This is a genomic window from Amycolatopsis sp. NPDC049688, assembly GCF_040674975.1.
Lineage (GTDB): Bacteria > Actinomycetota > Actinomycetes > Mycobacteriales > Pseudonocardiaceae > Amycolatopsis.
This window is the reverse complement of sequence record NZ_JBFANY010000003.1, coordinates 675,982-696,697: the sequence shown is the minus strand read 5'-3', so window position 1 is coordinate 696,697 and position 20,716 is coordinate 675,982. Positions and strand designations below refer to the sequence as shown.

At 72.8% G+C, this 20,716-nt stretch carries 19 protein-coding genes; 11 read left to right on the top strand and 8 right to left on the bottom strand.

The features are described 5' to 3' along the window. Positions 1-7: 7 nt before the first annotated feature. Complete coding sequence (locus AB0J55_RS14290) at positions 8-427, top strand: Rieske (2Fe-2S) protein (RefSeq protein ID WP_364247715.1); 420 nt, start codon at positions 8-10, stop codon at positions 425-427. Here the strand turns inward: AB0J55_RS14290 and AB0J55_RS14285 are convergent. Next, positions 424-1,884, bottom strand: coding sequence for a hypothetical protein (locus AB0J55_RS14285; RefSeq protein ID WP_364247713.1), 1,461 nt, complete (start codon positions 1,882-1,884; stop codon positions 424-426). The two genes, AB0J55_RS14290 and AB0J55_RS14285, sit on opposite strands and share 4 nt — an antisense overlap. Before the next feature lie 134 nt (positions 1,885-2,018). Between AB0J55_RS14285 and AB0J55_RS14280 the strand changes: the two genes are divergently transcribed. Further along, positions 2,019-2,939: a DUF3800 domain-containing protein gene (locus AB0J55_RS14280; protein WP_364247710.1), complete on the top strand. Its 921-nt coding sequence runs from the start codon at positions 2,019-2,021 to the stop codon at positions 2,937-2,939. A gap of 464 nt (positions 2,940-3,403) precedes the next feature. Here AB0J55_RS14280 and AB0J55_RS14275 read toward each other — a convergent pair whose 3' ends face one another. After that, on the bottom strand, positions 3,404-6,652 hold the full coding sequence (locus AB0J55_RS14275) for a tetratricopeptide repeat protein (protein ID WP_364247708.1): 3,249 nt from the start codon (positions 6,650-6,652) through the stop codon (positions 3,404-3,406). A 61-nt stretch (positions 6,653-6,713) separates the two neighbouring features. Here AB0J55_RS14275 and AB0J55_RS14270 point away from each other — a divergent pair, with 61 nt between their 5' ends. Next, a complete protein-coding gene (locus AB0J55_RS14270; protein WP_364247705.1) occupies positions 6,714-7,802 on the top strand; it encodes a ThiF family adenylyltransferase in 1,089 nt (362 codons plus the stop codon). Between the two features lie 2 nt (positions 7,803-7,804). On the opposite strand, the gene AB0J55_RS14265 is transcribed toward AB0J55_RS14270, so the two are convergent. Next, entirely contained in the window at positions 7,805-9,946 is a 2,142-nt protein-coding gene (locus tag AB0J55_RS14265) for a tetratricopeptide repeat protein (protein WP_364247702.1), read from the bottom strand. 121 nt (positions 9,947-10,067) lie between these two features. On the opposite strand from AB0J55_RS14265, the gene AB0J55_RS14260 reads away from it, so the two are divergent. Continuing rightward, positions 10,068-10,961, top strand: coding sequence for an NAD-dependent protein deacetylase (locus AB0J55_RS14260; RefSeq protein ID WP_364247699.1), 894 nt, complete (start codon positions 10,068-10,070; stop codon positions 10,959-10,961). Here the strand turns inward: AB0J55_RS14260 and AB0J55_RS14255 are convergent. The 3 genes from AB0J55_RS14255 to AB0J55_RS14245 form a co-directional block, all read right to left on the bottom strand. Beyond that, positions 10,912-11,499, bottom strand: coding sequence for a TIGR03086 family metal-binding protein (locus AB0J55_RS14255; RefSeq protein ID WP_364247696.1), 588 nt, complete (start codon positions 11,497-11,499; stop codon positions 10,912-10,914). The genes AB0J55_RS14260 and AB0J55_RS14255 overlap by 50 nt on opposite strands. Before the next feature lie 160 nt (positions 11,500-11,659). After that, positions 11,660-12,115 (bottom strand): group II truncated hemoglobin, encoded by a 456-nt coding sequence (locus AB0J55_RS14250; RefSeq protein WP_364247694.1) that lies wholly within the window; start codon positions 12,113-12,115, stop codon positions 11,660-11,662. Between the two features lie 40 nt (positions 12,116-12,155). Next, entirely contained in the window at positions 12,156-13,097 is a 942-nt protein-coding gene (locus AB0J55_RS14245) for an NAD(P)/FAD-dependent oxidoreductase (protein ID WP_364247691.1), read from the bottom strand. Positions 13,098-13,175: 78 nt separating this feature from the next. Between AB0J55_RS14245 and AB0J55_RS14240 the strand changes: the two genes are divergently transcribed. Continuing rightward, positions 13,176-13,763, top strand: a complete 588-nt coding sequence (locus AB0J55_RS14240; RefSeq protein ID WP_191306572.1) for an XRE family transcriptional regulator — start codon at positions 13,176-13,178, stop codon at positions 13,761-13,763. Here the strand turns inward: AB0J55_RS14240 and AB0J55_RS14235 are convergent. Next, positions 13,760-14,248: an N-acetyltransferase family protein gene (locus AB0J55_RS14235; protein ID WP_364247688.1), complete on the bottom strand. Its 489-nt coding sequence runs from the start codon at positions 14,246-14,248 to the stop codon at positions 13,760-13,762. The two genes, AB0J55_RS14240 and AB0J55_RS14235, sit on opposite strands and share 4 nt — an antisense overlap. Before the next feature lie 18 nt (positions 14,249-14,266). Between AB0J55_RS14235 and AB0J55_RS14230 the strand changes: the two genes are divergently transcribed. Next, the gene (locus tag AB0J55_RS14230; protein ID WP_364247685.1) at positions 14,267-14,833 is read left to right on the top strand and encodes an XRE family transcriptional regulator; all 567 of its coding nucleotides are present in this window, start codon (positions 14,267-14,269) and stop codon (positions 14,831-14,833) included. 234 nt (positions 14,834-15,067) lie between these two features. Next, positions 15,068-16,495 (top strand): glycoside hydrolase family 28 protein, encoded by a 1,428-nt coding sequence (locus AB0J55_RS14225; RefSeq protein ID WP_364248187.1) that lies wholly within the window; start codon positions 15,068-15,070, stop codon positions 16,493-16,495. A gap of 50 nt (positions 16,496-16,545) precedes the next feature. Here AB0J55_RS14225 and AB0J55_RS14220 read toward each other — a convergent pair whose 3' ends face one another. Further along, on the bottom strand, positions 16,546-16,761 hold the full coding sequence (locus tag AB0J55_RS14220) for a hypothetical protein (protein WP_364247682.1): 216 nt from the start codon (positions 16,759-16,761) through the stop codon (positions 16,546-16,548). 148 nt (positions 16,762-16,909) lie between these two features. Between AB0J55_RS14220 and AB0J55_RS14215 the strand changes: the two genes are divergently transcribed. The 4 genes from AB0J55_RS14215 to AB0J55_RS14200 all read left to right on the top strand — a co-directional run bounded on the left by AB0J55_RS14215 (position 16,910) and on the right by AB0J55_RS14200 (position 20,713). After that, positions 16,910-18,067, top strand: a complete 1,158-nt coding sequence (locus AB0J55_RS14215; protein ID WP_364247679.1) for an MFS transporter — start codon at positions 16,910-16,912, stop codon at positions 18,065-18,067. A gap of 61 nt (positions 18,068-18,128) precedes the next feature. Continuing rightward, complete coding sequence (locus AB0J55_RS14210; RefSeq protein ID WP_364247676.1) at positions 18,129-19,028, top strand: acetaldehyde dehydrogenase (acetylating); 900 nt, start codon at positions 18,129-18,131, stop codon at positions 19,026-19,028. Further along, positions 19,025-20,086, top strand: a complete 1,062-nt coding sequence (dmpG, locus tag AB0J55_RS14205; protein ID WP_364247673.1) for a 4-hydroxy-2-oxovalerate aldolase — start codon at positions 19,025-19,027, stop codon at positions 20,084-20,086. Before AB0J55_RS14210 ends, dmpG begins: the two co-directional genes overlap by 4 nt. Before the next feature lie 9 nt (positions 20,087-20,095). Next, positions 20,096-20,713, top strand: a complete 618-nt coding sequence (locus tag AB0J55_RS14200) for a hypothetical protein (RefSeq protein ID WP_364247670.1) — start codon at positions 20,096-20,098, stop codon at positions 20,711-20,713. Positions 20,714-20,716: the final 3 nt, after the last annotated feature.

The window sequence follows — 20,716 nt, the reverse complement described above, 5'->3', positions numbered from 1 at the left end:
CGAAAAAGTGCGCAACGACGACGTGGACCCGGCGCTGACCCGCCGGACGGCGCTGGCGGTCCTCGGCGGCGGGCTGGCGGCCGGCTGCAGCACCTACAGCGGCGGTGCGGGCGGCACGCCGTCGTCCGCGGCTCCCGGCGGCACCGAACTCGGCGCCACCGGTGACGTCCCGGTCGGCGGCGGCAAGGTGTTCGCGGACAAGCAGGTGGTGGTGACCCAGCCGGTGGCGGGGACCTTCGCGGCCTTCTCGGCGATCTGTACCCACCAGGGCTGCACGGTCGGCACCGTCGCCGGCGGCACCATCGATTGTCCCTGCCACGGCAGCAAGTTCAAGATCGCCGACGGTGCGGTGGCCAACGGCCCGGCGTCGAAGCCGCTGGAGAAGAAGGCGATCACGGTCGCCGGCGGCAAGATCACCCTGACCTAGGCGTAGGCCTTCGTGATCGTCCGGGCCTCGATCGTCCACAGCGGACCCGACGTGTCCGGCTCCTCGTGCAGGACGGTCCGGCCGTCCGAACAGGCGTACCGGACCTCCGGCGCCGCGACGGCGGCGCACTGCAAGCCGTCCGCCAGGACCAGCAGGAAAGGATCGGCCGTGCCGCCGGGCTGCGGTGGCGTCGGCAGCGCGCCGGAGTAGGTGAGCAGGACGGCCCTGGTCGCCGACGTCGGGCACGTGATCCGCGGCCGCGGTCCCGGTCCGGCGAAACACGGGTCATACGTCGTCCCGCCGGCCGAACAGCGGTAGGCGTCGTGGCGGCCGGACACCGCCGACACCGCCGCGCAGGTGCCGCTCGCCCGGACCGCCGCGGCTCGCGGGCGGTACTGGAGAACCTGCGTGAACCGCTGCGCGCGGCTGGTGGTCACCGGGATCTCGAAGGCGGGGCTCGCGCCGGCGACGCCGCTGGTCACCGCCCCGACGTCGGCGGCGACCAGCCGGCGCACGACCACGCCACCGTCCGGGTGGCACGGTTCGAGCGCGGCCCACACGTCGGCCGCGACGTCGGCGAAGGGCCGGTCCGGGGTGTACCGGGCGGCGCCGGCGTCCGCCGCGCAGGCGAGCACGCCCGCCGCCGGGCCGGAGCCGCCGGCCAGGCCGAAGAGCCCGGCCGCGCGGTGGGCGGCCGTGGCGAGCGCCGTCCCGAGGGCGGGCCCGGGGTCGGCCTGGCCGCGGATGCGCGCGGGCAGCAGGCCGAACGGGACGGTGTAGGTCACGCCGGCGCCGGGCCAGAGCAGGTCGCGCTGCCGCGGGCGGCCGAGCAGCTGCACGGCGGACGTGCTCGCCGCCGCGGTCCGGGTGGCCGGCCCGGGCCAGGCCGGCGGCGGGACGATCCGGTAGGGCACCGCCGAGTTCGAGGTCAGCGTGATGTTCGCGTGGCCGTTCCCGGCCGTCACGCAGACCCACACCGGCGCCCGCGGATCCGGCTCGCCGGCGTCGACGGTCACCCCGTCGGCACTCGCCGCGCGCCCGGCGCAGTCGGGCCGGGGCGCCGGCCCGCCTTCGCGGCCCAGCGCGGCGAGGTCGAGCAGCCCGCCCCAGAAGCCGCCCGGGTACGCGACCTGGGCGACGAGGCTGCGGGTGGCGCCGTCGTAGGCGGCGGGCACGAGCCGGGTCCCGTTCGCGGCGATGACGACGGGCGCGAACCCGGCGGGCGGCGCGCCGGGCACCGGGATCCGCACCGGCCGCGACGGGCCGTCCAGGAGCACGCCGCCGCCGAACCGGCGGGTCATCGGCGGCACGACGCCCGGCTCGGCCGCCACAGCGGTCGCCGCGGCTGTGGTGGTCGCGAGAACCTGGTGCCGGACAAGGACTCCGGTGGCGCCCAGCAGGAGCGCGACCACGGCGGCCGCCAGGGCGAGCCGGGCCGGTCGGTCGTTCGCAGCCATCGGCACCTCCTCCGAACTCCCTGCAGTTCGCGAGTCACCGGACCTGCCGTGGTCGTTAGCCGCCGTGGCCCAACCGTGACCCCGGGCCGGCAAACCGGTCGCCCGCGGCCGGGTCCCTCTGGCACGATCGGCGGGTGCGCCCGGTCGAGATCGCCTGCGACGAGTCGGGCTCGGAGGGCGAGAACCTGCTCGGCGGCGAAACGGACGTCTTCGCCCATGCGGGCGTCCGGATATCGGCCGCCGAGGCAGCCGCCTGCGTGGCGGAGATCCGCGCCCGGATCGGCTCGCCCGCCGAGGAGTACAAGGCCAACCACCTGCTCCGCGCCAAGCACCGCGCGGTGCTCGAGTGGCTGCTCGCCCCGGACGGCCCCCTGGCCGGCCGCGGCCACGTGCACCTGACCGGCAAGACGTTCTTCGCGGTCCGGGCGATGGTCGCGCTCCTGGCCGGCGACGGCACGGAGGAGATGGCCCGCACCCTGCACCGCACGGGCCCGGCCGCGTTCGGCGCCGACCGCTGGGCGTACTTCCTGACGGCGTTCACCAGCATCCTGCGCCTGCGGCCCCGCCGCGGCGTGACGACATCGCCGGAGGAGTTCTTCACGCTGGTCGACGAGCTGGCGCAGGTCCCGGGCGAAGCGGGCGAGCTCATCGGACGCTTTCGCGGCGGAGGCGAGCTCGTGGCGGCCTACCGCAGGCGGCTGGCGAGCGACCCGGGCGTGGTCCCGGCGCTGGACCCGCTGGTGCCGGCGGTGATCCACACGGTCCGCCACTGGAGCGCGGACGGCACCCCGGTGGAGCTGGTCCACGACGAGCAGCTGGCCTTGACGGCGGAGCGGGTCCTGCAGCTCAAGAGCATCCTGGGGCACCGCCTGGCGGGAGTCCGGTTCGTCGACTCCCGCACCGACGCCCGCGTCCAGCTGGCCGACTTCCTGGCCGGCGTGGCCCGCCGCATCGCCTCCGACGAGCTCAACGGCCGCGGGGACGCGCGGTTGACCGGGTTGCTGAGGTCCTTCGTGGACGCCGGGTCGGTCTGGGACGGACCCGCGGGTCCTTAGGGGGTGGGGCAGAAGGCGCGTGCCGTCTGCCCCGCCACGGCAGCGTTCTAACCGGCTGCGATGCCCAGCAGGGAGACGATCCCCTCGGGATTCCAGTACGAGGCGATGAGAGCGAATGCGGCGATGGCCGCAGCCGTCAGCGCGCCACGGAATGTAGTCGGTTTCAGCATCTTACCGGAATTGTTCCTTTCCTCGGTATTCGTTTCGGGCCGGGTCCTCGAAGGTGACTTTCGCCGATGTGTGCGGCCGGTCCTTCGAGTCCGCTGTGATCAGTTGCCCGGAACTGTAGAGGCCGCTGTCGGAGACCCCGCGCGCGGGGTGCTACTTAGCGTCGATCGGCGTCCCCCGAATGGGGTCGCTCGGAACGGGGTGGGGCAACTCTACCGAGTGAGTTACATGTCTACCGAGGGTGTATCTGCATAACAAGCACGAGTGATCGATTTACTGGACGGTAGCTACTCCGCTTACTGGATCGCCGCCAGGTCGGCTTCCATGTGTTCGGTGCGTTCGCGGTCGCCCAGGTCGGCGTAGATGGCTGTCGCGCTCAGCCAGCCTTCTTCGGCCGCGGCCATTCGTCCGGTTTCGTGCAATGCGTGCCCGAGAACGTGAAGGGCGTCGGCTTCGACTTTCGCGTTGTGGCTGAGGCGTGCCAGCCGCACGGCTTGGCGGGCGTAGCCGATCGCCGCGGTGTGCTCGCCTTGACGGTGGTGAAGGAAAGCCATCACATAGCACGCCCGGGGGCCCACCTCGAGATCGTGGATGCGCTCGACGATCGCCAGGGAACGCCGGCCGTGGTGGCGCGCGTCGGGGTATTCGTGCAGGTCGCCGAGGGTTGCTGCCAGTTCCGCCAGTGTCTCGGCCTGGCCGTGGTCGTTGCCGATGCTCTCCCGCAGGCTCAACGCCCGGCGGAACAGCGCGAGGGCCTCGTCGTGGTGTCCGCCCGTGCGCAGCGTCATCGCCAGGCGATGGAGGATCGCGGACTTGGCCCCGGCATCGTCCGTTCCTGCCAGCTGGTCCAGTGCCCGCCGGTACAGGTCGCCTGCTGCCTCCAGATTGCCGACCTCGGCTTCGTAGTTGCCCAGGTTCGACAACGAAATCGCGATTCCCATCGCGCTCTGCGTCCGCTGCGCGAGCGCCGCCGCGAGGTGGAACTGCTGCAACGCCGTATCCCGATCCCCCAAAGCAGCGGCGATTTTCCCGAAATCGCTCCTCGTCGCCCCTTCGGATTCGAGATCATGTACCGATTGAACGGAAGACACAGCGACCCGATAGGCGTCATAAAGATCGCTGTAAAAACCGTAACGACGATACAGGCCGTACAGATTATGTGGGATCCGCCAGGCGAATTCGTGATATCCCCGTTCCGCCGCCCACGGAACGAGCTGCGAGAAATTCGTGCGCTCGGTCAGCAGGAAACTCGCCGCCGCGCTCTCGGAGGCGTGCTCCACCGGCGGAGTTCCGCTCATTGCCGTCAGCATCGGCACCGGCGGCCGGAAGGGGAACAGCAGGCGGTCGGCGGCATACCCCGCGTGCAGGTAGAAACTCAGCAACCGGCGCTCGGCTTGTTCCCGGTCGGCGACCTGCTCGGCGAGTTCGCGGGCGAACGCCCGGAGCAGGTCGTGGATGCGGTAACGGCCACGGAACCCCGTGTGGGTGAGGAAGTGCGTGCCGGCGAGCACGTCCAGGGCGTGCTGGACCTCCTTGACCGGCGAACCGGCGAGCGCGGCCGCGGCGTGCGCCGTCAGTTCCCGCGTCGGGGAAAGGCCGATCAGCCGGAACAGGTCCCGCGCCTCCTGCGGGAGGGCGTGGTAGGTGACCGAGAAGGCCGCCCGCACGTTTGCGGGCGGGTCGTCCCCGTCGTCGCCGATGTCGAGCACGCGGCTCTCGTCCTGCAGTTCGTCGGCGAACTCGGTCAGCGCCGCGCCGCGGTGGCTTTCGATGTGGTGCGCGACCAGTTGCAGCGCAAGGGGAAGCCCGCCGCACAACGCGGTGATCCGGGTGAGCGCCGCCTGTTCGGCCACGCCCCGCTGCCCGATGCGGCCGGCCAGCAGCTCGGCGGCGTGCGCATCGTCGAGCGGGGTGACCGAACAGTGCCGTGCGCCGTGCCGGCTCGCCAACGCGGTCAGCCCCTGGCGGCTGGTGACGAGGACCAGCGACGGCGACAGCGGGAACAGCAGCGGCAGCACGTGAGCCGAGTTCGCCGCGTTGTCGAGCACGACCAAAGTGCGCGTCCCCGCAAGGATTTCGCGCAGCTTCGCTTCCCGCCGCGCCCGCGTGGCCAGGCGCGCGATCGGCACGTCGGCGGAGTCGAGCAGCGCGTCGACCACCTCGGCGGCTTCCAGGGGACGGCTGCCGTCGAAGCCGTGCAGGTCGAGGTACAACGCCGTGTCGACCAGGCTGCCGTACTTCCGGTGCGCCCAATGCACGGCCAGCGCCGTCTTGCCGATGCCGGCCAGCCCGTCCAGGACGACCACGCCGGGCCGGAACCGGCCCTCGGCGGTGCACGCCAGGCGATCGAGTTTCTCCAGCAGGTCCTGGTGCCCCACGAAATCCGGCGGTGACGGCGGAAGCAGCGACCGGCCCCGCGGCCGGAACGCCGGGAGCAGGCTGCCCGCCCGGTCGTGGACCGGCCGGTCGGCCGGCGGCCGCGGGCGCGGCAGGGCGGCCAGCCGTTCGGCCGCGCTGCGGGCTCCCGGGCCGCTTCGCCTGCCCGGTTCGGGTGACGCGGTCAGGGCGTTGTAGTACTTGAGCAGGTCGTCGGCCGCGGCCTCGTCGCCTTCGGCCTGGAGGAGCCGGCGGGCGGCGAGGTGGTAGGCGCCCATGTCGTCGGTCCGCCCGAGTTCGCGCAGCACCTGCAGGCGGCGGCGGGCCAGGCCGATGTCGGTCCGGTGTTCCTGCTGCAGTTCGTCGAGTTTCCGCAGTGCGGCCTCGAACCGGCCGAGGGCGATCAGTTCCCCCAGCAGCAGTTGGTTCGCCGGCAGCCACACGTTGTGCACCGCCGCATAGCGCCAGTCCCGGGCGCGCTGGGAGGTCAGGTCCGCGAGCGGTTGCCCGCGCCACAGGCCGAGTGCGGCCGTGACCGCGTCGCACGCCGCTTCGTGATCCGCTGATTTGCTGTGCCGCCGAGCCGTTTCGATCAATTCTCCGGCCGCGAAATAGTCGATTGCGGCCCGTTCGACGTCGAGGAGCAGCGCACCATCGACGGTGCGCAGGGTCGCGGGGACCCCGGCCTCGCGCAGGGCTTTGCCGATGCGCCCGGTGTAGGTGCGGAACGTGGCGACCGGATCGTGGGGTTCACGCTCGTCGGCCGACCACACCCATTCGGCCAGGGTCGTCACCCCCATGCGCACCCCGGGTTGCGTCAGCAACGCCGCCAGTACTTTCTGCAGCTTGGGTGAGCCCCATCGGGTGGTCAACTGCCCGTGCATGCGCATGGTTGTCTGCCCGAGAATTCCGAACGCGATCTCCATCCGCCAGCTTTCCCCCCTCCTGGGATTGCTGTGTAGCACCTCCTCGCGCAATTGATTCTGGCATTTCCCGTCCGCGCCGCGCAGCGCTCTGACCTGTGCTGACCTCGATTTGTCACGTTTGACAGCGGCATGTTGTGCCCCTGACTCCGGCGCGGACACGTCGTTGACAACGCGGGGTTCCATGCTGGCCGGGTCCGATCGGAAATCCGGCAGAGGAGGGTGTGGACTCATGATCGTGTTCATTGAAGTGGAACGGGAAACGACCTTCAGCCACCCGACGCAGCAGAGTTAGCGAGGAGCGGCCGTGCAGCGTCCGATGATCAAACCCGAGCACCTCCCGGTCCGCCACGGCGACGACCGCGTCCGGATCGGCGGCGTCGTGCGGGGCATCGCGGCCGACATCGCCGACCCGGACGGCTGGGTGTGGGCGCTGCTGGCGGCCCTCGACGGTTCGCGGACCACGGACCAGGTCGTCGCCGACGTGGTCCACCGCCACCGCGCCCTTTCGGAGTCCGACGTCCGGACGGCCGTCGGCGACCTCGTCCGGGCCGGGTACGTCGAAGACGCCGCGGAACCGCCCGTCACCGGGCTGACCGCGGCCGAGCGGGAGCGCTACCGCCGCAGCCGGGCGCTCTTCCGCTGGATGGACCGGACCCCGCGCCGCACGAGCTGGGACACGCAGCTGCTGCTGGCCGGCGCGCGGGTCGTGGTGGTCGGGATCGGCGGGGTCGGCTGCACCGCGGCCCAGACGCTGGTGCTGTCCGGTGTCGGGCACGTCCACTGCGTCGAGCCCGACGTCGTCGAGCTCTCCAACCTCAACCGCCAGATCCTGTTCACCGAGCACGACCTCGGCCGGCCCAAGGTGGACGCGGCGGTCGAGCGGCTGGGTGCGGCCAACCCCGGTGTCCGGGTGACCGGCGAGCGGTCGGCCGTCGACGGCCCCGCGGCCCTGCGGACGCTGGCGACCGGCTTCGACGTGCTGCTGCTGGCCGCGGACCAGCCCCCGGAGATCCGCTCCTGGGCCAACGAGGCGTGCGTGGCGACCGGGACGGCCTGGGTGCACGGCGGCTACCACGGACCGCAGGTCGGCTGCGGGGTGTACCGGCCGGGGACCGGTCCGTGCCACGAATGCGCTCGCCTGGCCGAGCGCGAGCGACGCGCCGGGTTGCCGCCGCTGACACCCTCGGCCGCCCGGACGACCCGGCCGCACGCCGCCAACGCCGTGACGGCCGGTGTCGCCGGGCAGCTGGCCGCGCACCTGGCGCTCAGCCTGATCACCGGGGTGCCCGCCGTGCGGACCAACTGCGAGTTCGGCTACAACCTCGTCACCCTGCAGGACAGCTTCGCGCTCGGCCCGGAATTCCCCCGGCCGGACTGCCCGGTCTGCGGCTGACCTCACCCGGCCCCGAGTTCGCGCGCCCGGCGGTGCAGTGCCCCGGCCCGTTCGGCGTCCAGATTTTCGAGCAGCGCGGCGGCCTCCGCCAGCGAGCGTGCCGCCCGCGCCCGGTCTCCGGACTGCTCGAGGGAGATCGCCGCCGTCTCGAGAGCCTCGGCGAGGAGCGTCTCGGTGCCGGCGAGCGTCCGGTACAGCGCGGCCGCCTGGCCGGCGTACTCGATGGCGGTGTCGTGGGCGCCCAGGCCCTGCAGCGCCACGGCCACGTCGCACAGGGCATACGCCTCGCCGACGTGGTCGGCGGCCTCGCGGCGCAGGACGAGTTCCCGTTCGGCGTGTTCGCGCGCTTGCTCGAACTCTCCCAGCCGGACGCTGATCCGGCTGAGGTTGCACTCGATGACCGCTTCGCGACGTCCGCCGCCCGCCCGCGGCAGGGCCCGCAGGTAGAACTCGCGCGCCTCGGCGTAGCGCTCCTGCAGGAACCTGACCTGGCCCAGGCCGGACAACGCCACCTGCTGCCGGGCCGGGTCGCCGAGCTCGTCCGCCAGCTCCAGCTGACGGCGGAAGTCCGCCTCGGCCGCGTCCCAGCGGCCCAGGTCGGCGAGGGTGTCGCCGCGGAACCCGAGCAGCAAAGCCTCGGCGGCCCGGTTCCCGGCCGCTCTCGCGGCCGCGAGCCCCAGCGATTCGGCCTCGAAGCGCACGGACCACGAAGCCTGCTCCCGGAGACCGAGGAACCTCGCGGTACCGGCCAGGACCACCGCGGCCGCATGGGCGTGGTGCCCGGCGGCCGCACGCAGCACCGCCGTCAGGTTCGCCTGCTCGGTGGTCAGCCACGCCAGCGCCGCGGACCGGTCGGCCATCGGGACTTTGGGACCGGACGCCGGCAGCTCGACGGCGGGGGCCTCCAGCCCGGGGAAGACCAGGCGGTCCGCGGCCCGGGCGGTCCGGGCGTACCAGGAGAACAGGCGGTCCCGGGCGGCCCGGCGGTGCTCCGGGTCGTCGTCCAGCTCGGCCCGGTGGGCGGCGTAGGCGTGCAGCAGGTCGTGGAGCCGGTAGCGCCGGCCGCCGACGGCCTCGACGAGGTGCACCTCGGCCAGGGCTTCGAGCTGCCGGTACGCCGTGGTGCCGTCGACCCCGGCCACCGCCGCGGCGGCGGGCACCCCGAATTCGGGGCCGGGGTGCAGGCCCAGCCGGCGGAACAGGCGGGCCTGCTCGCCGGCCAGCCCGGTGTACGACCAGTCGAACACGGTCCGCACGGCGCTGCCTCCGTCCCTGCTGCTGCTCAACACGTCCAGCCCGCTCTGGTCGGCGGCGATGTCCGCGACGATCTCGGCGACGCTGGTGTGGCGCCGGGTGGCGATCCGGGTGGCGGCGATCCGCAACGCCAGCGGCAGCCGGGCGCACACCTCGACGAGCGCCGCGACGGCTTCCGGTTCGGCGGCGACCCGCGCGCTCCCGAGGACCCGCCGGAGCAGGACATGGGCTTCTTCCTGGCTGAACAGGTCGAGGGTGAGCTGGCTGGCGGCTTCGGCGACGAGCAGCCCGGTCAGGCTGGCCCGGCTGGTCACCAGCACCAGGCAGCCGGCGGCGCCCGGCAGCAGCGGGCGGACCTGCTCCGCGCTGCCGGCGTTGTCCAGCAGGACGAGCACCCGGCGGCCGGCGAGCAGGGAGCGGTACAGGCTCACCTGGGCGTCCAGCGCGGCGGGGAGGCGGTCCTCCTCGATGCCCAGGACGCGCAGGAACGACGTGAGCACCGAGCTCGGGTGCACCGGCGCGCTCGGGCCGTAGCCCCGCAGGTCGGCGAACAGCGTGCCGTCGGGGAAGTGGTGTTCCACCCGGTGCGCCCACTGGACGGCCAGTGTCGTCTTCCCGACGCCGGCGGTGCCGTCGACCGCCGAGATCACCGTCGCGGCCGCCCGCGTTTCGCCGGGCAGGAGCTCGTCGAGCCGGGCGAGCTGGTCGTCGCGGCCGGCGAAGTCCCGGACCGCTGGGGGCAGCAGCCGCGGTACCGGCAGCTGTTCCCGGGGCGCGGCGAGCACCAGCTGCCGGATCGAGCCCGCCTGCACCACGGAACCCGCCACGGTGCCGGGCACCTCGTTCCGCACCGATCCCGGGCCGTGCCCGTGCTCCGGTTCGTCGGCCATCGCATCCCAGCCCGCAGCTCGACAGCAGAACTTCCGGTGTACCGCAGATCGGCGGACCCGGGAACGGGATGTGACACGGTCAACGCGCACTGTCACCTGGATGGCCACGTACCCTGGCCTGGTGCGAACCCGGCCCACCCTGTCCTGGACGTCGGCGGACGCGCCGCTGCCGCGGACGTCCAGCCTCGACGAGCTGACCAGCGTCGTCGCGCGCGGCGGGGTGGCCGTGCTCAGCGGGGCCGGGCTGTCCACCGAGTCCGGGATCCCCGACTACCGCGGCGAAAGCGGCAGCCTGCGCCGGCACACGCCGATGACCTACGACGAGTTCGTCTCCAGCGCCGAAGGGCGGCAGCGGTACTGGGCGCGCAGTCACCTCGGCTGGCGCACGATCGCCCGCGCCGACCCCAACGACGGCCACCGCGCGGTGACCGCCCTGCGCGACGGCGGGTACGTGTCCGGCGTCATCACGCAGAACGTCGACGGCCTCCACCAGGCGGCGGGCACCGCGGACGCCGTCGAGCTGCACGGCAGCCTGGACCGGGTGATCTGCCTGGACTGCCGCCGCACCGGCCCGCGCGCGGAGCTGGACCGGCGGCTGCGGGCGGCCAATCCCGGTTTCGCCGGCGCGGCCACCCGCCTCAACCCGGACGGCGACGCCGAGCTGCCCGCCGACGTCGTGCGCGGCTTCCGGACGGTGCCGTGCGAGGCGTGCGGCGGCGTCCTCAAACCGGACGTCGTCTTCTTCGGCGAAAACGTGCCCCGGCCGCGGGTCGAGCAGTGCTACCGGCTGGTCGACGCGGCCGCGGCGCTGCTCGTGCTGGGCTCCTCCCTGACGGTGATGTCCGGGCTCCGGTTCGTCCGCCACGCGGCCGGCGCGGGCAAGCCGGTGGTGATCGTCAACCGCGGCGAAACCCGCGGGGACCGCTACGCCTCGGTGCGGGTCGACCGGCCGCTGGGCGACGCGCTCACCGAGCTGGTCGGCCGCCTCGGCGCGGGTCGCGGCCGAACCGCGTGAGCAGCCGGTCCTGGCGGGACGCGCCGGGCGCCACGGGTGGCGGGCCGGCGAAGACCCGCGAGTTCAGGGCCAGTCCCGCGAAGATCGCGTCGTAGTCCTCGTCGATCCACGCGACCAGGCCCGGGTCGAGGGTCTCGTCGGCGCCGAGGGCGCGGGCGAGGTCCCAGGTGTGCACGGTGCTGTCCGTGGTGCGCACGGCCAAGGCCCGCCGTCCGGTGAGCTTGCCGAGCGGGTAGTCGATGACGCGGTCCAGCGCGCCTTCCCCGGCGAAGGCGGCCGCGCAGGCCCGGACCGAGCCGGTGAACGCGGCGACGGGGTCGTCCCCGAGCGCGTCTTCCTCGCGCAACGCGAGGAATTCTTCCCGGGTGGCCCCGCGCAGCAGGCCGACGTAGTTGAGGTTGCCGCGGGTCATGTGGTTGACCAGGGCCCGGACGTCCCATTCGGGGCACGGCGTCGGCGCGTGCCACCCGTCCGGCGGCACCGCGCGGAGATGGTGTTCGAAGCCCCGGGAGGCGAGGAGGAAACGGTCGAGGAGCATGGCAGCCAGTCTGGCCCGGCCCGCCGCGCCGGCGCTCGCGGAGATCGGACCTCGTGGACGAGCCGGCCCGGGCGAGTGGGGGGAACCCGCCCGGACCGGCTCTGGCGACGGACCTCCACAGCCGGTCGTCGCCTGCAAGACGCGGGGACCGCCCCGGTCGTTACAGCGGCTGCAACCCGTTCCACGACCAGCGCGGCACGGCCAGCCCGGCGGGCACCCCGGCCGGCGGTCCCGGGTAGGTCAGCACTTCCGCCACCGCCCACTCCATGTAGGCCCGCAGGGCGGCGCGGAACTCCGGATCGGCCGGCAGCCCGGCGTCGTCGGCGGCCTGGACGAAGCAGGCGACGAACCGGCGGCCGAGGTCGCTCATGTCGCCGTTGCCGGCGTGCATCCGCAGCACCGCCGAGTGGTCGCTGCACTCGGTGGAGAACCGCGGCGGCCCGCCCAGCACCTCGGCCCAGTACCAGGCGAGCCGGTCGACGTGCTGCGGGTGCTGATCGAGTTTCGAGAACGGGTGGTTCAGCTCCGGGTCGGACAGGCAGCGCCCGTGGTGGGCGGCGGCCAGCGCGCGGAACGCGGGGTCGCCGCCGGCGAATTCGTAGAGCGTCGGGCGCATCCGCGAAGCGTGGCACGCGGGGGCGCCGGACGCCAGGAGGTCAGCGCGCCCCGGCCGCCGCGCGTTCCGCGGCGGGGGAGAAGCCGCCGAGCGCGGCGACCGCGTGCCGGGTGTCCTCGGCGACGAGGTCGTGGTTCAGCGCCCCGGCGGCGGCCGCGCCCTGGGCCGCGGCGATGATCACGGTCGCCCGCGCGTCGGCGACGTTCCCGGCGGCCCACACCCCCGGCACGCTCGTCTTCCCGGACGGGTCGACTTCGCCCTCGACGTAGCCGAGATCCCTCAGGAGCTCGTCGTGCGGGACGGTCCGGGTGCGGAGGAACAGCGCCGTCCGCGGCACGAACCGGCCCCCGAGCTCGACGCCGGTGAGGCGGCCGCCTTCGCGCCGGAGGGCGGTCACCACCCCGTCGACCACCCGGATCCCGCGCGCGTCCAGCCGTTCCCGGTCCTCTTCGGACACCTCGGTGGTGTGCGCGAAGTAGACGACGTCCGGCGACCACTGGCGGACCAGCAGGGCGTGTTCGACGCTGTCGGCGTTGGTGCCGAGGACGCCGAGGGGCTGGTCGCGCACCTCGTAGCCGTGGCAGTAGGGGCAGGTGACGGCGTCGGTGCCCCAGCTTTCCCGCAGGCCGGGCAGGTCCGGCAGGTCGTCGTGGACCCCGGTGGCGACCAGGACGCGCCGGGCGGTCAGCACGCGGCCGCCCGCCAGCTCGGCGGTGAAGCCCGGCACCAGCCGCGTCACCCGGTCTTCGAGGAGTTCCACGCCGTAGCCGCGGAGTTCTTCGCGGCCGATTTCCAGGAGTTCGGACGGCGGCAGGCCGTCGCGGGAGAGGAAGCCGTGCATGTGGGCCGCCGGCGCGTTGCGCGGGGCACGGGCGTCCACCACCGCGACGCGCCGCCGCGCCCGGCCCAGCATCAGGGCGGCGCTGAGTCCCGCGGCGCCGCCACCCACCACCAGTACGTCGAAGCTGTTGTTGTCGGTCATGCCGCCACCATGGCTGCGGCCTCGCGAATCCGACAACTAATGTTGCCGTTTCCGGGACAAGGCGGTTTCCTGGGGAGCATGACGGACGCGATCACCCAGGCCCTGGCCGAGGTCGGCCCCCGGCTCAAGCGGGTCCGCACGCAGCGGCGGGTCACGCTGGCCGACCTGTCGGCGGCGACGGGCATTTCGAAGAGCACGCTGTCCCGGCTGGAGTCCGGCCAGCGCAAGCCCAGCCTGGAGCTGCTGCTGCCGATCGCCCAGGCCCACCAGGTGCCGCTGGACGAGCTGGTGGGTGCGCCCGAGGTCGGCGACCCGCGGGTCCGCCTCACCGCGCGGCGCATCCCGCGCCACAACGGCGCGACGATGACCGTACTGCCGCTGACCCGCCAGCCGGGTGCGCCGCAGGCGTTCAAGATGATCCTCGAGCCGGAGACCGGCGAGCCCGACCCGCAGGTCCACGAGGGGTACGAGTGGCTGTACGTCCTGTCGGGCCGGCTGCGGCTGATCCTCGCCGACCGGGACATGACGCTGGGCCCGGGCGAGGCGGCGGAGTTCGACACGCGGCTCCCGCACTGGTTCGGCGCGGTCGGCGGCCGTCCGGCGGAGATCCTCAGCCTGTTCGGCAAGCAGGGGGAGCGGCTGCACCTGCGGGCGAAGTCCCGTTAGCCCAGCTCGCGCTGCAGCAGCAGGGTGTCGAGCCAGCGGCCGTGCTTGAAGCCGACGCGGCGCAGCACGCCGGCGTCGGTGAATCCCGCCGCGCGGTGCAGGTTCCGCGACGCCGGGTTGCCGGAGTCGACGACGACCGCGATCGCCTGCCGCGCCCCGGCTTCTCGGCACCGCTTCAGCAGCTCGTCGAGCAGCCGGCGTCCGTGGCCGCGGCCTGAGGCCGCAGCGGCGAGGTAAATCGTCGTCTCCACCGAGTAGCGGTACGCCGGCTTCGGCCGCCACGGCGTCGCCAGGGCGTAGCCGAGGATCTCGCCTTCTTCGGCGAGGACGAGGAAGGGCCAGCTGCGGTCGCGGATCTTCGCGCGCCACTGCTCCGCGGTCGGGGGCGTGGTTTCGAACGTGACGACGGAATCGGTGACGTACGGCGCGAAGACGGCCGCGATGCCTTCGGCGTCGGCCTCCGTCGCTTCCGCTATAGTGGACATAGCCGCTATTATAGAGGAATGATCGATCCGGGGGCGCTCGGCCGCCGTCTGCACGAGCTGCGCGCCGACCGCGGCCTCGCGCTGACGGCTTTGGCCCGGCAGGCAGGCGTCAGCGTGAGCATGCTGTCGGCCATCGAGCGCGGCGAGAAGACGCCGACGGTCGTGGTGCTGTCCCGGATCGCCGACGGGCTCGGGCTGTCGGTCTCCCGGCTGCTGGCCGGCCTGGAGAACGACCGCGTGATCGTCCGCCGCGCGGCGGAGCAGGACCACGTCGCCGAACCCGGCGGCTGGCACCGCACGGTCCTGACGCCGGTCGTCCCCGGCGTCAACTTCGAGTGGATCCGCACCACCCTCCCGCCGGGCTGCGACGCGGGCGGGTTCCCGGCGTACGCCCCGGGTTCCCACGAGTTCGTCGCCGTCGAGTCGGGGGAGCTGTGCCTCGGCGTCGGCGACGCCGGCTACGTCCTGACGGCGGGCGATTCGGTGTACTTTCCCGCCGACGTCGGGCATTCCTACGCCAACCGTGGCGAGCACCCGTGCGTGTACTCCGTCGCCGCGTTGATCATGCGCCCGCGCACGGCTTGACTCATCCGATCATTTGCCCTTAGCTGAAGACGCATTCCCGATCCGCCGTCGGAGGCACCTTGACGTGCCTTCGCCGTTGCGAAGTAGGGAGCTGGAGTGGGAAGAGCGTTGAGCCGCCGCCGTGTCGTCGCCTGGGGAGCCGCGGGTGCGGCGGGTGCCGCCCTGCCATGGGCCGGACCTCCGGCCGCCGGCGCCGAGGAACTGTCCGGCGCGCCGGGCAGCTTCTTCGACGTCATGAAGTTCGGCGCGAAGGGCGACGGGCACACGATCGACACCGCCGCGATCAACCGCGCGATCGACGCGGCCGCGGTCCGCGGCGGAACCGTGTACTTCCCGGCCGGGACGTACGCGAGCTATTCGATCCACCTGAAGAGCAACATCGCGCTGTACCTCGGGGCGAACGCGACGATCCTGGCCGCCGCCCCGGCCGGCGGCCGCGGGTACGACCCCGCCGAGCCGGGCGCGGGCAACCCGTACCAGGACTTCGGGCACAGCCACTGGCACAACAGCCTGATCTGGGGCGAGAACCTGGAGAACGTCACCATCGAGGGGCCCGGCAAGATCGACGGCCAGGGCCTGGTCGCCGGTGGCAGCGCGGAATCCGCGCCGCTCAACGGGAACAAGGCGATCGCGCTCAAGCTGTGCCGCAACGTCGCGATCCGCGACATCACCATCGTCAACGGCGGGCACTTCGGCATCCTGCCCACCGGCGTCGACAACTTCCGCATCGACGGGCTGGTGATCGACACCAACCGCGACGGCATCAACATCGACTGCTGCAAGAACGTCCGGATCGCCAACACCACGGTGAACTCGCCGAACGACGACGCCATCGTGCTGAAGAGCACCTACGCGCTGAACCAGGTGCGCGACACCGAAAACGTCACCATCGACAACTGTTTCGTCAGCGGCTACGACCTCGGCACCCTCGTCGGCGGCACGTACAAGACAGCGTCGTCCTACGGCCGCACCGGCCGCGTCAAGTTCGGGACCGAGTCCAACGGCGGGTTCCGCAACATCGCGATCTCGAACGTGGTCTTCGAGCACTGCCGCGGCCTGGCGCTGGAGACGGTCGACGGCGGGTGGCTGGAGGACGTCACGATCAGCAACCTGACCATGCGCAACGTCCAGATGCCGCTGTTCCTCCGGCTCGGCGCGCGGATGCGTGGCCCGGCGGGCATCCCGGTCGGGTTCCTGCGGCGGGTGAGCATCAGCGACGTCACGACGGTCGACGCGGACCCGCGGTACCCGTCGTGCCTGGCCGGCATCCCGGGCCACCCGATCGAGGACGTCAAGCTGAGCAACATCCGCCACCACCTGGCGGGCGGCCTGACCCCGGGCGACGCGGTACCGGACCCGCCGGAGCTGGAAACCGCTTACCCGGAGCCGTCGATGTTCGGCACGCTGCCCGCGTACGGCTTCTTCGTCCGGCACGCGCGCGGGATCAGCTGGGACAACGTGGACGTGCGGTTCGGCAGGCCGGACACGCGTCCGGCGTACGTGCTGCGGGACGTCGCCGACGCCGACGTCCACCACGGCCGCGCGGACCAGGTGGCGGGAACGCCGACGTTCGTCCTCGACGGGGTCGACGACTTCCGGGTGAGCGACGGCCGCCCGGTGCCGGAAGCGCGGGTGGACCACGCGGATCACCGGGAACTGTAGGAACTTCCGGCCGGGCCCCGCCGCCGCCGCGGGACCCGGCCGGGGCCGGCTCAGCGGCCGCGGAGCTTCGGGCGGGCCAGGCCGACCACGGAAATCGCCATCAGCGCCACCGCCGCCACGGCGGCGATCACGGTGAGCACCGGCGCCCGGCCGTTCGTGCCGGTCAGGGTGAGGATGCTGGAGACGAGAAGGACCGCCCCCACGCCCAGGTACAACCAGCACAGCGAAGCCGTGGTCGGGATGATGTGCCAACGCCGTTCGGCCATCGAAACCTCCTCGATCGGGTTGCTTTTCGGGAACTGCCCCGATCCGGAGTCGATCAAACCGGCGGGAATCCGACGTGACCCCGCGCGGCGACGGAGCTGTCGCAAACCTGCCAGCCCGCGCGCTCCGCCCCCGGTTCACTGGGGCACCATGAACGCCTCCCCGCCCCGATGGTCCGCCGTTTTCGCGGTCACCACCGGCATTTTCCTCATCGTCACCACCGAAATCCTGCCGATCGGGCTGCTGACGCCGATCGCGACGGCGTTCGGTGTCCCGGACGGCACCGCCGGCTGGACGATGACCGTGCCCGGTTTCACCGCCGCGGTGGCCGCGCCGGTGGTCACCGTCGCGACCGGCCGGCTCGACCGGCGGCCGATGCTGGCCGGCCTGCTGGTGCTGCTCGCGGTGGCCGGTGTGCTGGCCGCCGCCGCGCCCGCGTTCTGGGTGCTGCTGCTCGCCCGGTTCCTCGTCGGCGTGGTGATCGGTGGCTTCTGGTCGATCGGAGCCGGCCTGGCGCCCCGGCTCGCCGGGAAGGCGGCCGCCGCGCGGGCGACCGCGGTGACCTTCGCGGCCGTGCCCCTCGGCTCGGTGCTGGGCGTGCCGCTCGGCACCCTCGTCGGGCAGCTCGCGGGCTGGCGGACGGCGTTCCTCCTGCTGGGCCTGCTGAGTTTCGGGACCGCCGCCGCGCTCCTGCTCGTGACGCCGTCGTTGCCGGCGGTGCAGGTCACGCGCCTGAGTGTCCTGAGTGGACTTCTACGGCGTCGCCGTGTCCGAAGTGGACTCCTGGTGACGTTCCTCGTCGTCCTGGCCCACTTCGGCACCTACACCTACGTCACCCCGCTGCTGCGGGACGTCGTCCGGCCGGAGATGCTCAGCGCCTACCTGCTCGGGTACGGCGTCGCCGGGATCGCGGGCACCTTCCTGGCCGGGCGGCACCGGGCGGGCTTCGCCGTCGCGGCGGTCCTGATCGCGGCGTCGGTCTTCGTCCTGCCCCACACCGGGCCGGCCGGTGCGCTGGTGACCCTCGTGGTCTGGGGCGTGGCCTACGGCGCCGTGCCGGTCTGCTCCCAGGCCTGGTTCGCGCGCGAAGCGCCCGATGCCCCCGAGGCGGCCACCGTGCTGTTCACAGCGTCCTTCCAGGCCACGATCTCGGCCGGAGCGCTGGCCGGCGGGTTCGTCGTCGACGCCGTGTCGGTCCCGGCCGTCATGACGTGCGGGGGAGTGGCCGCCCTCCTGGCCGCGGCGGTGATCCAGGGCGCACGCCGCACCGCCGGCCTGGCCCGCAGCGTCGTCGAACCGCGCAGCTGACGTTCCGCTGGCCGGAACGCCAGGCTGTCCCGAGGAGACGGCGCGGTGCGACGGTCGGGGCATGGCTCCCGTGATGGCGGCGATCGTCGGCCCCGGCAACATCGGTACCGATTTGCTGGCGAAGCTGCGGCGCAGTGACGTGCTCGAAGTCGGTTACGTGGTCGGGGTGGTCGAGTCGGACGGTCTCGAACGCGCCCGGGCGCAGGGGATCGCGGCGTCGGCCGAGGGCGTCGACTGGCTGCTGCGCCAGGATCCCCTGCCGGAGCTGGTGTTCGAGGCGACGTCGGCGAAGGCGCACGCCGCGAACGCCCCGCGGTACGAAGAAGCCGGCATCCAGGCGATCGACCTGACCCCGGCGCACCTCGGCCCGATGGTGTGCCCGCCGGTGAACCTCGGTGCGCACCTGGACGCCCCGAACGTCTCGATGATCACCTGCGGGGGACAGGCCACGATCCCCATGGTGTACGCGGTTTCGCGGGTGACACCGGTGCCGTACGCGGAGATCGTCGCGTCGGTGGCTTCGCGCGGAGCCGGCCCGGGGACGCGGGCGAACATCGACGAGTTCACGCGGACGACGTCGCAGGCGGTGGCCGAGATCGGCGGCGCCGGGCGGGGCAAGGCGATCATCATCCTGAACCCGGTCGAGCCGCCGATGATCATGCGGGACACGGTGTTCTGCGCGATCGGCCTCGACGCCGACCGCGACGCCGTCACCGCGTCGATTCACGAAATGGTGGCCGAAGTGCAGACGTACGTGCCCGGTTACACGCTGCGGGCGGATCCGCAGTTCGACGACGCGCGCGAAGACTGGGACGGGAACGCGCGGGTCGGCATCTTCCTCGAGGTCCGCGGCAACGGCGACTACCTGCCCGAGTACGCCGGGAACCTGGACATCATGACGGCCGCGGCCGCCCGCGTCGGCGAGCTGATGGCGCGCGCGAAGCAGGAGGTTTCCGCATGAGTGAGCCGGCGAACGAATCGAATGTCACCGCTCGGCCGGAATTGCGCCACGACGTCCGGATCGTCGACACGACCCTGCGCGACGGCAGCCACGCGATGGCCCACCGCTTCACCGAGCAGCAGGTGCGGGACACGGTGCGCGCCCTCGACCGCGCGGGGGTCGAGGTGATCGAGGTGACCCACGGCGACGGCCTCGGCGGTTCGTCGTTCACCTACGGCTTCTCCGCCGTCGACGAGCTCCGGCTGATCGCGGCGGCGCGCGAAGAGGCGAAGCAGGCGAAGATCGCCGTGCTGCTCGTCCCGGGCATCGGCACGGCGGAGGACCTGCAGCGCGCGTTCGACGCGGGCGCGGAGATGGTCCGCGTGGCGACGCACTGCACCGAGGCCGACGTCTCGCCGCAGCACTTCGGCCTGGCGCGTGAGCTCGGGATGGAGACGGCCGGGTTCCTGATGATGGCGCACCGGACACCGCCGGAGGACCTGGCGAAGCAGGCGCGGATCATGGTGGACGCGGGCTGCCAGGCGGCGTACGTGACGGACTCGGCGGGGGCGCTGCTGATGCACGAGGCCCGCGCCCGCTTCGAAGCGCTGGTCGCGGAGGTCGGCGACACGGCGTGGGTCGGCTATCACGGGCACCAGAACCTGTCGCTCGGCGTCGCGAACTCGGTCCTGGCGTACGAGGCCGGCGTCCGGTACATCGACGGGTCGCTGTGCGCGCTCGGCGCGGGTGCGGGCAACTCCCCGACGGAGGTCCTGGCGGCGGTGTTCGACCGCCTGGAGATCGACACGGGCCTCGACGTCGGCGCGTTGCTGGACGCGGCCGAGGAGGTCGTCCGCCCGTACCTGCACCGCTGGCCGAAGATGGACCGCAACGCGATCGTCCAGGGCTGGGCCGGGGTGTATTCGAGTTTCCTCCTCCACGCGGAGCGGGCGGCGGAGCGCTACGGCGTCCCGGCGCAGGCGATCCTGCGCCGCTGCGGCGAACTCGCGCTGGTCGGCGGCCAGGAGGACATGATCATCGACGTCGCGGTGCAGCTGGCAGCGGAGAAATCGGGTTAGATTGGCGGGATGGGGAGATTCGGGGGCGCGTTCGCGGTAGTCGTGGCGGGGGTCTGCCTCGCCGGTTGCTCGACGCTCGTGGCCGGGGTGGCGTCCCCCGCCGTCGTCACGCCGGTCGCGGCTTCGCCGACCACGGCGAAACCCGCCACCAGTTCGGCGAAGCCGCCGCCGTTCACGCCTCCGGCGTCGCCCGCGAAGATCACGGCCGCGTGTCCGTTCCTCGGCCCGGCGGAGCTGCAGGAGCTCCTGCAGACCAGCGAAGACCTGATGGCGACGGAACAGCCGCCCGACCGGACGTACGTCGAGGGCACCGAATTCCAGTGCCGGTACGAGGGGAAGTACGTGCACCCCTGGCTGCTCGACCTGTGGATCATCGCCGCCGCCGACTCGTACCGGCCGGCGAAGGCGTTGGAGAACTACAAAAAGGACTGCAGCGGACCGGCCACCGCGGTCTCCGGAGCCGGCGAAGGCGCGTACTTCTGCGACCGCACCGGCACCGACGACGTGGAGATGGTGATCACCGGCAAGCGCAGCCAGGGCCAGAACCGGCTCGCGATCGCGTACGTGGTCAAGCACCGCAGCGACGTCTACACCCGCTTGGCGACGACGCTCGCCGCACGGCTGTAGGGC